The sequence below is a fragment of the Ferrovibrio sp. genome, assembly GCF_046297895.1.
Taxonomy (GTDB): Bacteria; Pseudomonadota; Alphaproteobacteria; order Ferrovibrionales; family Ferrovibrionaceae; genus Ferrovibrio.
Map to the genome: position 1 here is coordinate 8,764 of NZ_JBKBHC010000006.1, position 14,148 is coordinate 22,911.

At 64.3% G+C, this 14,148-nt stretch carries 14 protein-coding genes; 5 read left to right on the top strand and 9 right to left on the bottom strand.

Annotation, left to right across the window (positions count from 1 at the left end; translation table 11 throughout):
* Positions 1-50: 50 nt before the first annotated feature.
* The 7 genes from ACK4FK_RS11145 to ACK4FK_RS11175 form a co-directional block, all read right to left on the bottom strand.
* Complete coding sequence (locus tag ACK4FK_RS11145; protein WP_409745033.1) at positions 51-1,241, bottom strand: ABC transporter substrate-binding protein; 1,191 nt, start codon at positions 1,239-1,241, stop codon at positions 51-53.
* A gap of 343 nt (positions 1,242-1,584) precedes the next feature.
* Complete coding sequence (locus ACK4FK_RS11150) at positions 1,585-3,213, bottom strand: AMP-binding protein (protein WP_409745034.1); 1,629 nt, start codon at positions 3,211-3,213, stop codon at positions 1,585-1,587.
* Positions 3,206-4,678, bottom strand: coding sequence for an NADH:flavin oxidoreductase (locus ACK4FK_RS11155; protein ID WP_409745035.1), 1,473 nt, complete (start codon positions 4,676-4,678; stop codon positions 3,206-3,208). Before ACK4FK_RS11155 ends, ACK4FK_RS11150 begins: the two co-directional genes overlap by 8 nt.
* Positions 4,675-5,874 (bottom strand): acyl-CoA dehydrogenase family protein, encoded by a 1,200-nt coding sequence (locus tag ACK4FK_RS11160; RefSeq protein WP_409745036.1) that lies wholly within the window; start codon positions 5,872-5,874, stop codon positions 4,675-4,677. The genes ACK4FK_RS11155 and ACK4FK_RS11160 overlap by 4 nt, the downstream gene beginning before the upstream one ends.
* Before the next feature lies 1 nt (position 5,875).
* Positions 5,876-6,718, bottom strand: a complete 843-nt coding sequence (locus tag ACK4FK_RS11165; protein ID WP_409745037.1) for an enoyl-CoA hydratase family protein — start codon at positions 6,716-6,718, stop codon at positions 5,876-5,878.
* Entirely contained in the window at positions 6,715-7,242 is a 528-nt protein-coding gene (locus tag ACK4FK_RS11170) for a MarR family winged helix-turn-helix transcriptional regulator (protein WP_409745038.1), read from the bottom strand. Before ACK4FK_RS11170 ends, ACK4FK_RS11165 begins: the two co-directional genes overlap by 4 nt.
* Positions 7,239-8,057, bottom strand: coding sequence for an SDR family NAD(P)-dependent oxidoreductase (locus tag ACK4FK_RS11175; RefSeq protein WP_409745039.1), 819 nt, complete (start codon positions 8,055-8,057; stop codon positions 7,239-7,241). The genes ACK4FK_RS11170 and ACK4FK_RS11175 overlap by 4 nt, the downstream gene beginning before the upstream one ends.
* 161 nt (positions 8,058-8,218) lie before the next feature.
* On the opposite strand from ACK4FK_RS11175, the gene ACK4FK_RS11180 reads away from it, so the two are divergent.
* The gene (locus ACK4FK_RS11180) at positions 8,219-8,701 is read left to right on the top strand and encodes a hypothetical protein (protein ID WP_409745040.1); all 483 of its coding nucleotides are present in this window, start codon (positions 8,219-8,221) and stop codon (positions 8,699-8,701) included.
* Between the two features lie 13 nt (positions 8,702-8,714).
* On the opposite strand, the gene ACK4FK_RS11185 is transcribed toward ACK4FK_RS11180, so the two are convergent.
* Positions 8,715-8,957, bottom strand: coding sequence for an Lrp/AsnC ligand binding domain-containing protein (locus tag ACK4FK_RS11185; RefSeq protein WP_300302524.1), 243 nt, complete (start codon positions 8,955-8,957; stop codon positions 8,715-8,717).
* A 133-nt stretch (positions 8,958-9,090) separates the two neighbouring features.
* On the bottom strand, positions 9,091-10,671 hold the full coding sequence (locus tag ACK4FK_RS11190; protein WP_409745041.1) for a DEAD/DEAH box helicase: 1,581 nt from the start codon (positions 10,669-10,671) through the stop codon (positions 9,091-9,093).
* Positions 10,672-10,856: 185 nt separating this feature from the next.
* Between ACK4FK_RS11190 and ACK4FK_RS11195 the strand changes: the two genes are divergently transcribed.
* The 4 genes from ACK4FK_RS11195 to ACK4FK_RS11210 all read left to right on the top strand — a co-directional run bounded on the left by ACK4FK_RS11195 (position 10,857) and on the right by ACK4FK_RS11210 (position 13,999).
* Positions 10,857-12,026 (top strand): M20 aminoacylase family protein, encoded by a 1,170-nt coding sequence (locus ACK4FK_RS11195; protein WP_409745042.1) that lies wholly within the window; start codon positions 10,857-10,859, stop codon positions 12,024-12,026.
* Between the two features lie 23 nt (positions 12,027-12,049).
* Positions 12,050-12,874, top strand: a complete 825-nt coding sequence (locus tag ACK4FK_RS11200) for an MBL fold metallo-hydrolase (RefSeq protein ID WP_409745043.1) — start codon at positions 12,050-12,052, stop codon at positions 12,872-12,874.
* 9 nt (positions 12,875-12,883) lie between these two features.
* Entirely contained in the window at positions 12,884-13,444 is a 561-nt protein-coding gene (locus ACK4FK_RS11205; RefSeq protein ID WP_409745044.1) for a histidine phosphatase family protein, read from the top strand.
* Positions 13,445-13,540: 96 nt separating this feature from the next.
* Positions 13,541-13,999 (top strand): MarR family winged helix-turn-helix transcriptional regulator, encoded by a 459-nt coding sequence (locus ACK4FK_RS11210; RefSeq protein WP_409745045.1) that lies wholly within the window; start codon positions 13,541-13,543, stop codon positions 13,997-13,999.
* The last annotated feature ends 149 nt before the right edge of the window (positions 14,000-14,148 follow it).

Below are 14,148 nucleotides of genomic sequence, written 5' to 3' on the forward strand. Positions count from 1 at the left end.
CGCCGCACCCCGCGCCCCCCCGCCCGGACCGGGCTGTCAGACCTGCGGCATCACATCTTGCACTTGGATGCGTTCGGGTCTTCCAGGTTGTCGATGATCTTGCTGATCGTGCGGATGTCATACTCGGAGTCGGACACCTTGTAGACTTCCTGCTGATAGATCGCGTGGATCGGGAAGTGGTTCTTGTTGAACTTGAACGGGCCGCGCACGGAGTCGAATTTCGCCGCCTCCAGTGCCTTGCGCACGGCATCCTTGTCCTTGATGTTGCCCTTCGTCGCGGCCACCGCAGAGGCGATCAGGTTCATCGCGTCATAGGACTGCGCGCCGTAGAAGGTCGGCGTGTCCTTGTGCTTCTTCTTGTAGTCGCCGACGAATTTCTGGTTGCTGGCATAGGGCAGGTCCGGTGCCCAGAACAGGCCGAAATAGGTATCCAGCGCCACGTCCTTCTGCAGCTTCAGCGTCACCGCGTCGATGGTGAACACGGAATAGAGCGGGATCTCCTTCTTCAGACCCGACTGGCTGTACTGCGTGTAGAACTGCACGCCCCAGCGGCTGGGATAGAAGACATAGACCGCATCGGGCTTGGCGGCGCGGATCTTGGAAATCTCGGCCGAGAAGTCGAGCTGGTCGGGCCACTTGGTCATGTCCTGGCCGACGACCTGGCCCTTGAACGTGGCCTTCACGCCGTTGGCCATGTCCTGGCCGGCGGCATAGTTCGGCGCCACGATGTAGAGCTTTTTCACGCCCTTCTGGTTCAGCAGTTCGCCGACGCCCATCGGGTTCTGCTCGTTGGCCCAGGAGGCGGCGAAGAAATAGGGATTGCACTGCTCGCCGGCCAGCGGCGAGGGGCCGGCATTGGCGCTGATCAGGAAGGTCTTGCTGTCGACCACCGGCTTGTAGGAGGCCAGCAGTACGTTCGACCAGATGAAGCCGGCGACGAAATCGACCTTGTCGCGCTGCAGCAGCTTTTCGGTCTTCTGCTTGCCGACCTCGGGCTTCTGCTCGTCATCCTCGTAGATGACCTCGACCGGGATGCCGCCCATCTTGCGGCCCATATGCTCCAGCGCCAGCTCGACGCTGTTTTTCATGTCCTGGCCATAGGCGGCATTCGGACCCGACAGCGTGGTGACGAAACCGATCTTGATCTTCTTGGCAGCCTGCGCCTCAGCAGGCTGGGCGATCAGCGGCATTGCGGCGAATGCCAGCGCCGTGGTCATGCTGAGCAGCGTGGAAAATTTCATGGTCGGGCCTCCCTCTCTTACCCTTGCCCGGCTCCCGGATGCATTCCGGGCTGCCGATATTGCTTTCATTGCCGGTCTGCCCGCCGGGTGGCGCGCATGCCCCGGTACGCACTCTACTTCATGCCTCTCTCCGATGTCCCATGCGGCCTAAGTCACACGAGCGTCGTCAAAGGCTTATTGCGGCGCAACAGGAGAGGATGTCGATATGCAGCCTGAATAATAGTGCGCATATCGCACGACTCTGCTCGCGACGCCTCCCTTAATTCTTCTGTTCAAGCAGGTACTATAATGCCGGTTCGAAGCGTCGCAAGCATTATTCTGCATGTGAGGCAGCGTCCCGGAGTCAATTCCGCTGGCGTAGTATGAAACGCTGCACCTTGCCGGTCTCGGTGCGCGGCAGGGCGTCGATGAATTCAACCGCACGGGGATATTTGTAGGGCGCGATCTCGGCCTTCACGAAATCCTGCAACAGCTTCGCCGTCTCCGGCCCGGCCTTGGTCTTGTCGCGCAGTACCACATAGGCCTTCACGATCTGGCCGCGTTCGGGGCAGGGGGCGCCGATCACGGCGCATTCCTGCACCAGCGGATGCAGCATCAGCACGGCCTCCACCTCGGGACCTGAGATGTTGTAGCCGGCCGAGATGATCATGTCGTCGGCGCGCGCCTGGTACCAGTAATAGCCGTCCTCGTCGCACATGTAGGCGTCGCCGGTGAAATTCCAGCCATTCTGAACATAGGCCTTCTGGCGTTCCGGATTGTCGAGATAGCGACAGCCAACTGGCCCCCGGATCGCCAGCCGCCCCACCGTGCCGGGCGGCACGCGATTGCCGTCCCTGTCGAAGATCGCCGCTTCGTAGCCGGGGATCGGCTTGCCGGTGGCGCCGGGACGGATGCCGTCGCCTTCGGAGGTGATGAAGATGTGCAGAATCTCGGTGCCGCCCAGGCCGTCGATCAGTTTGACGCCGGTGGCGTCATACCAGCCCTGCCAGACCGGCAGCGGCAGGGTCTCGCCGGCCGAGACGCCTTTTTTCAGCGAGGATACATCGTAATCCTTCACCATGTCGGTCATCGCGCGATAGGCGGTCGGCGCGGTGAACAGGATGGTGACCTTCTTCTCCTGAATCGTCTGCAGCATCTTCTGCGGATTATACTGCTCGACCAGCACGGTGCTGGCGCCCACGTGCATGGGAAAGGTGACCAGCGCGCCAAGACCGAAGGTGAAGGCCAGCGGCGGCGATCCGGTGAAGATGTCGTCCTTGGTCGGCCGCAGCACATAGCGGTTGAAGGTGTCGCAGATCGCCATCACGTCGCGATGGAAATGCATGCAGCCCTTGGCCGGCCCGGTGGTGCCCGAGGTGAAGGCGATCAGGCAGACATCGTCCCAGGCGGTGTCCAGCGTCTCGAATTCCGCCGGCTTGCCAGCCATCATGCTTTCCAGGGAATCCCCGCCATCCTCGTAGAAATAGACGGCGCGCTTCAGGTTCTTCGACTCTTTCAGCGTGGTTTCCATCTCGTCGCGCAGGCGCCAGTCGCAGATCGCCAATTCGATCTCGGCCTTCTCGGTCATGAAGGTGAGTTCGCGCCAGCGATAGAGCGGCATGGTCGCCACCGCGATGGCGCCAACCTTCATCACCGCGAACCAGCAGGCGACATACATCGGGTTGTTGGGCGAGCGCAGCAGCACGCGATTGCCCGGCTTCACGCCCAGGTCCTGCACCAGCACATGAGCGATGCGGTTGGCGGTTTCCAGCAGGCGGGAATAGGTCCAGATCTCGTCGTTGTAATAGATCACCGGACGGCTGCCGTGGATGGCCGCCTGCTTGTCCAGCAGCTCGCGGGCGCAGTTCATCCGTTTCGGATAGGCTTTCAGTTCCGGCAGGGTATCCCACAGCATCACCGGCCACTGGTCCTGCGGCGGCAGATGGTCGCGGGCAAACGTGTCGACATGAGCAGATGGCTCGAACCTATGCATGATGCACCTCGGAAAGGGGAGAGGCGGGTCCGGCGATCGGGACGGGAAGGTCGATGCGCACCGCATCTGACGGCGGTGTCGCGCGTCCGGCCGCATCATGGGCGCGGACGTAATAGGTATAGCGCAGGCCGCCCAGCACGGTCTTGTCGGTGTGCTTGGTCGACTTCACGGCTTCGGTGACGCGGGCGGCGCCGTCATCCTCGGCACGATAGACGTTGTAGCCGGCAATCGGTGCGGCGCCGGCCTCGGCCTTTTTCCAGCTCAGTTTCACCATGCCACGCTCGACGGTTGCGGCAAGTGCCGCGCCGCCTTCGGGCCAGCGCGGTCCAAGGCCGTCGGTGGCATCGGGCGGTGCCTGGTTCACGCCCTTGGGCCAGAGGAAGCAGGTCACTTCCTTGAAATTCTCGTCGAGCTGCTTGCAGACGTTGCAGTAGATGCAGCGCACGATCTGGTCGGCGCGGCCCTGTGCCACCTTCTTCGGCCAGTCGGGATCGGCCAGCAACTGCCGCGCCATGCCGATCATGTCGGCCTGGCCATTTTGCAGAAGGGATTCTGCATCTGTAGGATCACTGATCTTGCCGACCGATATCACCGGCACGGTGTAGCCCTTGGCGTTGATATACTGCTTCACGCTGGCTGCCAGATGGGCGTGCGGCAGGGGCGGATACCAGTCGCCGGGCATGCAGCGGTCGCCGGAATAGCCGGTATAGGGATAAAGCGGTTGGCCCTCGCGATGCACCGCATCCTCGAACTTGCCGCCGACCGAAAGCGAGATGTAATCCACGCCGAGCTGTGCCATGCGCAGCGCGATCAGCTTGGCATCCTCCACGGTGTAGCCTTCCTTGATCGCTTCCTCGGCCAGGAAGCGCACGCCCACGGTCCAGTCGCTGCCGACATATTTGCGCACGCTGGCCATCACGCGGCCAAACATGGCCAGCCGGCCTTCCAGCGTGCGGCCATCGTAGTCGTCGCGGCGCGGATTGCGGCGCGAGAGAAAGGACGACAGCGTATAGGCATGGGCGGAATGCAGCTCGACGCCGTCATAGCCGGCCTGGCGCGCACGCGCGGCCGCCTGGCCGAACTGTTCGATGATGCGTTCGATGTCTTCCGTTGAAAGCGAGTCGATGGTCTGGCGCCAGCCCGAGCGCGCCACCTTCAGGAAATGGATGATCTGCGGCACCACCTTGGAATCCGAGGCCGCATGCACCTGGTTCACCAGCTCGCGGTGGCCGGGGATGAATTCGTCGTCGGACAGCCGCAGCAGCGGGCCGGACTTGTTGGAATGCACCGCCGTGGCTTCCACTACGATCAGGCCGACATTGCCCCGGGCGTAGCGCACGTAGCGGTCGATGATCGGCTGATTGACGAAGCCGTCCTCGCCCGACAGCCGCGTCACCATCGCCGGCACCGCAATGCGGTTGGGCAGGGTGGTCCCGTTCAGCCGGAGCGGTTCGAGAATCTTCATGCCCGGTTACCCGCGTCCTGCGTCTTCTCGCCGGCCCAGGCGGCATAGGTCTGGCCGGCGATCACCAGCTTGTTGATTTCGGTGGTGCCTTCGTAGATGCGCAATGCCCGCACCTCGCGATACAGGCTTTCCACCATGTTGCCCCTGGTCACGCCCAGGCCGCCCCAGAGCTGCACGGCGGCGTCGATCACGCGTTGGGCGGCCTCGGTGGCATACATCTTGGCCATCGAGGCTTCGCGGGTGACGCGGGCGGCACCCATGTCCTTGGTCCAGGCGGCGCGGTAGATCAGCAGGGCCGATGCGTCGATCTCGGTGGCCATGTCGGCGATCTTGGCCTGGGTAAGCTGGTAATCGGCGAGTTTCTGGTTGAAGACGCGGCGTTCGTGCACGCGGAAAAGCGCCTCGTCCAGCGCCCGCTTGGCAAAGCCGAGCGCGGCTGCGCCGACGGTGGAGCGGAAGACGTCGAGATTGCTCATGGCGATCTTGAAGCCATCGCCCGGCTGGCCGATCAGGTTGCCGGCCGGCACCACGCAATCCCTGAATTCCAGGCGGCCAAGCGGATGCGGCGCGATCACGTCGATGCGTTCGGGCACGCTGAAGCCCGGCGTGCCGGCCTCGACGACAAAAACTGCCAGCCCCTTGGCGCCAGGTGCGTCACCAAGGCGGGCGACGACCGTATACTGGTCGGCAATGCCGCCATTGGAAATCCAGGTCTTCACGCCGTTCAGGCGATAGCCCTGACCGTCCGGAACGGCCACGGTGCTGACATTGGCCACATCCGAGCCGGCATCGGGTTCCGACATGGCCAGCGCCGCGATCCTGTCGCCGCGCGCCACGCCGGGTAGCCAGCGCTGTTTCTGCTCAGGCGTGCCGAACAGGCTGATCGGCCCCGAACCTAGGCCCTGCATGACGAAGGCGAAATCGGCCAGGCCGTGGTGATAGGCGAGAATCTCGCGCGCCAGGGCCAGCGAACGCACTTCCAGCTTGTCCAGCGTGCCGCCGCCATCCTTGGGCACGGTCAGGCCGAGGAAGCCGTCGCGGCCGAGTTGCTTCACGAAGCCGCGGCAGACCGCGTCGATGTCTTCGTGCTCGTCGTGATGGGCGGCATGCTGCTTCGCCCAGGCCTGCAGGTTCTTGGCCAGCAGGCGGTGGCGGTCTTCGAAGAATGGCCAGGCAAGATAGCTGGTATCGGCCATCTCAGTTGCCCTCGAAGACGGGTTTCTGCTTCGCTACGAAGGCATGGTAGGCGCGGGCGAAATCCTGCGTCTGCATGCAGATCGCCTGCGCCTGGGCCTCGGCCTCGATGGCGGCATCCAGGTCCATCGACCATTCCTGGTGCAGGCAGGTCTTGGTGATGCCATGGGCGAAGGTGGGGCCGTCGGCCAGCTCCTTCGCCAGCGCCTGGGCCTCTGCCAGCATCTGCTCGGGCGCGACGAGGCGATTGTAGAAGCCCCAGCGCTCGCCTTCCTCGGCACTCATGCTGCGGCCGGTATAGAGCAGTTCGGCAGCGCGGCCCGAGCCGATGATGCGCGGCAGGATGTTGCAGGCGCCCATATCGGCGCCGGCCAGGCCAACGCGGGTGAACAGGAAGGCGGTCTTGGTGCGCGGGGTGCCGATGCGCAGGTCGGAGGCCATGGCGAGGATCGCGCCGGCGCCGGCGCAGACGCCATCCACGGCGGCGATCACCGGCTGCGGGCAGTGCCGCATCGCCTTCACCAGGTCGCCGGTCATGCGGGTGAAGGCCAGCAGGCCGGCCATGTCGCCGGAGTCCTTCATCTTCACCAGCGGGCCGATGATCTCGTGCACGTCGCCGCCGGAGCAGAAATTGCCGCCCTCGCCGGTGATCACCACCGTTTTCACGTCAGCGACGTAATTCAGGGCGCGGAAGGTGTCGCGCAGCTCGGCATAGGAGTCGAAGGTGAGCGGATTCTTGCGCTCGGGCCGGTTCAGCGTGACGGTGGCGACCTTGCCCTCGACCGACCAGCCGAAATGCCTCGGTTTGAAATCCTTCGCCAGCCTGCTCACGCCCAACGTGCTCATACCTTGTCTCCCTTATCCGGTTCGACGGCGTTCTGGTGCACCGACTGTTTCAGCTTGCCCAGAAGCTGGAAAAGCTGCTGCATGTCCTGGCGGTTCAGGCCCGCCATCATCGCGTCGATCCAGCCCTCATGTTCCGGTGTCATGGCGTCGAAAGCCTTCTTGCCAGCCGGGGTCAGGCTGACATGGCTGGAGCGGCGGTCGCGCACAGACGGTGTGCGCTTGACCAGTCCTTCCTCGACCAGCCGGTCGGTCAGGCCGGTGATATTGCCGTTCGACACCATCATGCGGGCCGACAACTCGCTCATGGTGAGGCCATCGGGCGCCCGATCAAGCTGGGCCAGCAGGTCGAAGCGGGGCAGGGTGGTGTCAAACCGTTCGCGCAGGGCGGTGCGCACATTCTGCTCGATCAGGCTGGAGCAGGTGAGCAGGCGCAGCCACAGCCGCAGTTCCAGCTTGTCGTCGCGGGTTGCCGCAGTCTCGCGGTCGTTCGCCGGCGCGGGCGTGGGCTGGCGCAGTTCGCTCATGGCATCACCTCTCCCCCGGCAATCGCAATGCATTGTCCGGTCACGGACCCGGCGGCATCGCCGGCCAGCCACAGCACGGCATCGGCCACTTCCTCCGGCTGGATCAGGCGGCCCTGCGGGTTGCTTTTCGCCAGCTCGGCCCGTGCCTCTTCGGCGCTGCGGCCGGTTTTCCGCACGATGGTATCGATGGTCGCGGCCGTCATCTCGGTATCGACATAGCCGGGGCAGACCGCATTCACCGTGATGCCCTGGCTGGCGTATTCGCGCGCCAGCGCGCGGGTCAGGCCCACCACGCCATGCTTGGCGGCCACATAGGCGGCGACATAGGCATAGCCGGTCAGCCCCGCCGTTGAAGCAATGTTGACGATGCGGCCCTGCTTGCGGGCCAGCATGCCGCCGATCGCAGCGCGGGTGACGTGGAACACGCTGGAGAGATTGACGGCCAGCATCTGATCCCAATGCTCGCTCGCCATCTTGGCGAAAGGCTGGCTGGCGCCATAGCCCGCATTGTTCACCAGCACGTCCAGGGGGCCCTGGGCTGCGATGGCCAGTTCGACGATCCTGGCGGCAGCGGCGGGGTCGGTGAGATCGGCCACGAAAGCCGCATGTCGGCCCGCAAGAGCGGTGCGGCGCTGTTCAAGCAGGTTGGCATCGCGGCCGCAGAGCGAGAGTATCGCCCCCTGGGCGGCGAAGGCCCGGGCGACGGCCCAGCCGATGCCGCGGCTTGCGCCGGTCACCAGCACATGCCGGCCGGCAAAGGCCGTCGTCATGCGCGGCTGCTCAGTCTGTGTGCCGTCCCGCGGTTGTGCCGTCACGCCAACCCTCCCGAATATTATTTTAAATCTAAAATAATTTGAGCGGCGGCACAAGACCATGCAACGAGAGCATTGGAACGCCACTTCGGCAGTCACAACGCGACGGACGGGGTCTGGTATGGTAAATAAAGATTGGCCGATTCGCGGGGGTGGCAGGCGCAATGAGCAAGGCGCAGTTCAACAGGATTCCGGTGTTTCTCATGGTTGCCATGCTGGCGCTAGCCGGCTGTAATTCCATGAATATCGGCGGCAGTTCGGGCAGCAGCGGGGGCAGTTCCGGCGGTCCGCCGCCGCAGATTTCCGGCGTTGCCCTGCCCGAGGGCTATTCGCTGGACGCCGACCGCACGATCATCCTGGGCGAGGGGGACCGCTGGATCGGGCGCCTGTCCTACAGCGTCAGTTCCTCGGCCGACTCAATGTTCGATTTCATCCGCTCGCAGATGTCGAATTACGGCTGGAAGGAAGTGGCCGTGGTGCGGGCCGAGACCAGCCAGCTCACCTACCTGTCGGGCGATGCCGACCGCGTTGCCTCGATCCTGATCACCCGCAGCACGCTCTACGGCTCCAAGGTCGACATGACGGTATCGCCGTCCTCGGGCAGCGGCACGATATCCTCGGGCCGTGCGCCGGCGGCGCGCCGCTGAACGGGGCAGATCGCTAGCTGAAAGCCTTGAAGGTGATGAGGGTGAAGGTGTCCTTCACGCCTGTGATGGTTTGCAGCTTGTTGACCACGAAATGGCCGATATCCTGCCCGTCGGGCAGGTAGCATTTCATCATCAGGTCGTACTGGCCCGATATGGAATGCACTTCGGAAACCTGTTCGATTTCCTCCACGGCCTTCACCGCCACGTCATAGGCGCGGCCCAGCTCGCATTTCACCATCACGAAAATCGTCTGCATCGCCGGCTCCGTTCGCTTTGCTGCCGCGGACTGTAAACGAAGCCGGCCGCCGCAGCCAAGTGGCTGGGCCCGGGATCGTCGGCCTGGATCAGGGGACCTGGCCCCAGGAGACCAGGCTTCAGGAGGCCAGGCTTCAGGAGGCTCGGCGGCTCGGACGCAGCAGGAAATCGGGGACATGGTCGCCCATGCCGATCACCGGCGGCTCGCGGTCCTCGCGATTGTCGCGGCGATTGCGGTCACGGTCGCCGCGATCCCGGTCGTTGCGGTCCCGGTCGCTGCGGTCGCGGCGCGGTTCGGCCTGCTGTTCGTGGCGCGGCCGATCCTGCTGCGGCCGATCCTGCTGTGGGCGGTCCTGGCGCTGCTTGTCGCGGCGCGGCCCGCGTTCGCGCGGCTTGCGTTCAACCTGCGCCTCTGCGACGGCCGGCTGTTCGCCCGCTGGTTCGACAAAGGCGGGCTGCGGCTGCATCGAGGCATCGCCGGCGCGTGGTTCCCGGGTGCGGTCCCGGCTGCGCTTGCGGTCGCCGTCGCGATCCCGGCTGCGGCCGCCGCGACCGCGGCTCTTGCGCTCGTCGCCGCGCTCGCTGCGCTCCTCGCCGGCTTCGCCTTCGTCATGGCCAAAACCATGCAGCTCCATCACAGGGATGTCGCGCTGGATCAGCCGGGTGATGGCGGAGAGATACTTGCCGTCCTCGCCGGCCACCAGCGTGAAGGCGCGGCCATTCATGCCGGCGCGGCCGGTGCGGCCGATGCGGTGCACATAGTCTTCCGGATGGGTCGGCACATCGAAATTGAACACGTGCGTCAGGCCCTGGACGTCGAGGCCGCGCGCGGCCACGTCGGAGGCAACGAGGATGCCGATCTCGCCCTTCTTGAATTTCTCCAGCGTGGCGGTGCGCACCGACTGGTCCATGTCGCCATGCAGCGCCGCGGCATCGAAGCCGTGGCGGATCAGCGATTTTGCCAGGATATCCACGTCGCGCTTGCGATTGCAGAAGATGATGGCGTTCTTCACGTCTTCGTTGCGGATCAGCGTACGCAGGGCTTCGCGCTTCATGCGATGCGAAACCTGGATCTGGAACTGGGCAATCGATTCCGCCGTGGTGGCCTGGCGGGCAACCTCGATTTCCTTCGGATTGCTGAGGAACTTGTCGGCCAGCTTGCGCATTTCGGGCGCCATGGTGGCCGAGAAAAACAGCGTCTGGCGCAGCGGCGGCAGCATCTTGGCGATGCGTTCGATATCGGGCATGAAGCCCATGTCCAGCATGCGGTCGGCTTCGTCGATGACGAAGATTTGCACGCCGGTCAGCATAACCTTGCCGCGCTCGAAATGGTCGATCAGGCGGCCCGGCGTGGCAATCAGCACATCGACGCCGCGGTCAAGCAGCTTTTCCTGCTCGGTGTAGTTCACGCCGCCGATCAGCAGCGCCATCGAAAGCGGAGAGTTCTTGCCGTATTTGTCGAAGCTCTGGGCCACCTGGTCGGCCAGTTCACGGGTCGGCTCCAGGATCAGGGCACGCGGCATGCGCGCCCGGGCGCGGCCGCCGGCCAGGATGTCGATCAGCGGCAGGGTGAAGCCGGCGGTCTTGCCGGTGCCGGTCTGGGCGGTGCCAAGCACGTCGCGGCCCATCAGTACGATCGGGATCGCCTGAGCCTGGATCGGGGTGGGGGTCGTGTAACCGGCTTCGGCGACAGCCTTGAGAACCGGCTCGCTCAAGCCTAGATCAGCAAATTCCATGGATTTCCGTAATGTCTTGACGGCGTTTGCGCAGATGCGCACCGTCCGCCGGCGGACAAGACCACAGCATACCCCCTGAGTCAATGCCAAACTCAGCGGCTAGAAACAGCAAAATCAATCGGTTATCGTGCGTTTCCCGATTTTTCCGTAGCCGGAGGGCCCCGATGAAGCTGATCAACGAGATCGTTGCCAACAAGGACCAGCTGACCGCCTGGCGGCGCGATCTGCACATGCATCCCGAAACCGCCTTCGAGGAGCACCGGACCTCCGATTTCGTCGCCAAGACGCTGGAGTCCTTCGGCATGCCGGTGCATCGCGGGCTGGCCAAGACCGGCGTGGTGGGCACGCTGAAGGCCGGGAAGGGCAACCGGGCCATCGGCCTGCGGGCCGACATGGATGCGCTGGACCTGATCGAGCTGAACGATTTCGGCCACAAGTCCAAGCACGAGGGCAAGATGCATGGCTGCGGCCATGACGGCCACACCATCATGCTGCTGGGCGCGGCGCAGTATCTGGCCAAGACGAAGAATTTCGACGGCACGGTGCATTTCATCTTTCAGCCGGCGGAAGAGAACCTGGCCGGCGGCAAGGTGATGGTGGATGACGGCCTCTTCGCCAAGTTCCCCTGCGAATCCGTGTTCGGCATGCACAACATGCCCGGCATCGACGTGGGCAAGTTTGCCGTGCGCGTGGGGCCGATGATGGCCTCGGCCGACATGTTCTGGATCAAGGTGAAGGGCGTGGGCGCCCATGGCGCCTACCCGCATCGCGGCGTCGACCCGGTGGTGATCGCCTCCGAGATCGTGCTGGCGCTGCAGACCATCGTGGCGCGCAACACCGATCCGCTGCAATGCGCGGTGGTCAGCTGCTGCCAGATTCAGGCCGGTCACACCACCAACGTGATTCCGGAAGAGGCGATGATCGCCGGCACCACGCGCGCCTTCCTGCCCGAGGTGCAGGACATGATCGAAAGCCGCCTGAAGCAGATCGCCACCGGCATCGCCGCCGCCCATGGCGGCAGCGCAACCGTCGACTACCAGCGCCGCTATCCGCCCACCATCAACACCGCCGACGAGACCGAGATGGCGGCGAATGCCGCGGCCATGGTGGTCGGCGGCGACAATGTGCTGCGCAACCTGAACCCCAGCATGGGCGCCGAGGATTTCGCCTGGATGCTGCGCGAAAAGCCGGGTTCCTATGTGTGGATCGGCAACGGCGCCGGCGAAGGGAGCTGCATGGTGCATAACCCGCGCTACGACTTCAACGACGACATCCTGCCGATCGGCGCCAGCTACTGGTCGCGTCTGGTCGAGAGCGTTCTGCCGGCAGGCTGAGGCAAGCGGAGGGAGCGGGGACGATGAGCTTCAAGGTGAAGTTCTGGGGCGTCCGAGGCAGCATTGCCACGCCGTCCCCGCGTCATATCGGCTTTGGCGGGAACACATCCTGCGTCGAGCTGAAGATCGGCTCGCGCCACATCATCCTCGATGCCGGCACCGGCATCCGCAACCTCGGCCACTGGCTGCTGCGTCGCAGCGTGATGCGGGGCGATATCTTCCTGTCCCATACGCACTGGGATCACATCAACGGCTTCCCCTTCTTTTCGCCCGCCTTCAAATCCGACCGGCACTTCACCATCCATGCCGGCCACCTGATCGATCAGGGCGGCATCGGCAAGGTGCTGGCGTCGCAGATGCAGCAGCCGTTTTTCCCGGTACCGCTGGAGAAGATGGGGGCGAAGATCGACAATGTGGATTTCCGCGCCGGCGACAGTTTCAACCTGGATGGCGGCATCAGGGTCCGCACCACCCCGCTGAACCATCCGGACGGGGCGACCGGCTACCGGTTCGAGTATGGCGGCAAATCGGTCTGCTACGTGACCGACACCGAGCATGTTCCGGGCAAACCGGACCAGAACATCCTGGGCCTGATCGAAGGGGCCGATCTGGTCATCTACGACAGCACCTACACCGACAAGGAATTCGAGGAGCATGTCGGCTGGGGGCACTCGACCTGGCAGGAAGGGGTGCGTCTTTGTCGCGCCGCCGGTGTCAAGACCCTTGCGATTTTCCACCATGATCCCGATCATGAGGATCTGTTCATGGAGGCTCTGGAAGCCGAGGCCAGACAACTCTGGTCCGGGGCCCTGGTGGCGCGCGAGAACATGCGCGTCAATCTGCTGTAAGGGGGAAACATGGCACGGCTCTATCTGGTGCGTCACGCCAAGGCGGCCGCGCGGTTCGACGAAGACCCTGATCCCAGCCTGTCGGAAGAGGGCAAGGAGGCGGCCGTCGACCTGGCGCTGCAGCTTGAAGGGCTGGGGCCGATCCCGATCTATACCTCGCCGATGGAGCGTGCCCGCGAGACGGCCCTGCCGCTGGCCAATCGCTGGGGCGTGATCCCCGAGGTGAGCGCGGCCTTCAGCGAAATTCCCACACCGCCCGAAATCGCCCAGCAGGGCATCAAGGCGCGCGGCCCCTGGCTGCAGCAACTGGCCGGTCAGCGCTATCCCAGCCAGCCGCCGATCATCCGCGCCTGGCGCGAGGGCCTGATCGGCATGCTGCGTTCGTGTCGCAGCGACACTATCGTATTCACCCATTTCATGGTCATCAACGCGGCCCTCAGCGCCGCCCTGAACGACGACCGCATGGTGGTGTCGCAGCCCGATTACTGCTCCTGCACGGTGGTCGAGAGCACCTCGCGCGGGCTGAATCTGCTGACCCGCGGCCTGGAGGCCGCGACCAAAGTTCTGTAGCGGCAGCATTCGAATATCTTGGCCGGGGCGCATCGCCCCGGTTAGACTGAACCATGCTGGACCGAACCCGGCAGGCTGTCGAGGAATTGCCCCGCGATGAACATGAAGCCCGAGATCAAGACCGAGCCCTCCCGCATGCCGGATGGTTATGTGCTGGAGGATCAGGTCGGGCATCTGATCCGGCGGGCACACCAGCGTCACACCGCGCTGTTCATTGCCATGATCGGCGACGAGCAGGTGACGCCGACGCAGTATGCCGCCCTGGTGAAACTGCATGAGATGGGCGAACTGTCGCAAAACCATCTCGGCCGCCTGACCGCGATGGATCCGGCCACCATCCAGGGCGTGATCCGGCGGCTGGCCGGCCGCAAGCTGATCTCGCACCGGCCCGACAAGAACGACAAGCGCCGCCGCTGCCTCAGCCTCACGGCGAGCGGTCGCGACCTCGTCCTGCGCCTGCTGGCCAATGGTCCGAAAGTGAGCAAGGCGACGCTCGATCCGCTGTCGCCGGCCGAGCAGCAGCAGTTCCTCGCGCTCCTCAAGCGCATCACGTAAGCCCTTTTGTCCTTCCTGCGCCGTATGCTGCACTGCCGCATTGCTGTGCAGACGATGCTCATATTTTGACGTTGACTCTTTCGAGACAGCATCGCAGCATCATTTGCACACGAATGATGTTGTCCGTGCAGGGCGGGCAGCGCATCGGG

Coding starts and splice junctions, on each gene's coding strand:
- ACK4FK_RS11145 (WP_409745033.1), bottom strand. CDS start 1,241: ATGAAATTTTCCACGCTGCTCAGCATGACCACGGCGCTGGCATTCGCC.
- ACK4FK_RS11150 (WP_409745034.1), bottom strand. CDS start 3,213: ATGCATAGGTTCGAGCCATCTGCTCATGTCGACACGTTTGCCCGCGAC.
- ACK4FK_RS11155 (WP_409745035.1), bottom strand. CDS start 4,678: ATGAAGATTCTCGAACCGCTCCGGCTGAACGGGACCACCCTGCCCAAC.
- ACK4FK_RS11160 (WP_409745036.1), bottom strand. CDS start 5,874: ATGGCCGATACCAGCTATCTTGCCTGGCCATTCTTCGAAGACCGCCAC.
- ACK4FK_RS11165 (WP_409745037.1), bottom strand. CDS start 6,718: ATGAGCACGTTGGGCGTGAGCAGGCTGGCGAAGGATTTCAAACCGAGG.
- ACK4FK_RS11170 (WP_409745038.1), bottom strand. CDS start 7,242: ATGAGCGAACTGCGCCAGCCCACGCCCGCGCCGGCGAACGACCGCGAG.
- ACK4FK_RS11180 (WP_409745040.1), top strand. CDS start 8,219: ATGAGCAAGGCGCAGTTCAACAGGATTCCGGTGTTTCTCATGGTTGCC.
- ACK4FK_RS11185 (WP_300302524.1), bottom strand. CDS start 8,957: ATGCAGACGATTTTCGTGATGGTGAAATGCGAGCTGGGCCGCGCCTAT.
- ACK4FK_RS11195 (WP_409745042.1), top strand. CDS start 10,857: ATGAAGCTGATCAACGAGATCGTTGCCAACAAGGACCAGCTGACCGCC.
- ACK4FK_RS11200 (WP_409745043.1), top strand. CDS start 12,050: ATGAGCTTCAAGGTGAAGTTCTGGGGCGTCCGAGGCAGCATTGCCACG.
- ACK4FK_RS11205 (WP_409745044.1), top strand. CDS start 12,884: ATGGCACGGCTCTATCTGGTGCGTCACGCCAAGGCGGCCGCGCGGTTC.
- ACK4FK_RS11210 (WP_409745045.1), top strand. CDS start 13,541: ATGAACATGAAGCCCGAGATCAAGACCGAGCCCTCCCGCATGCCGGAT.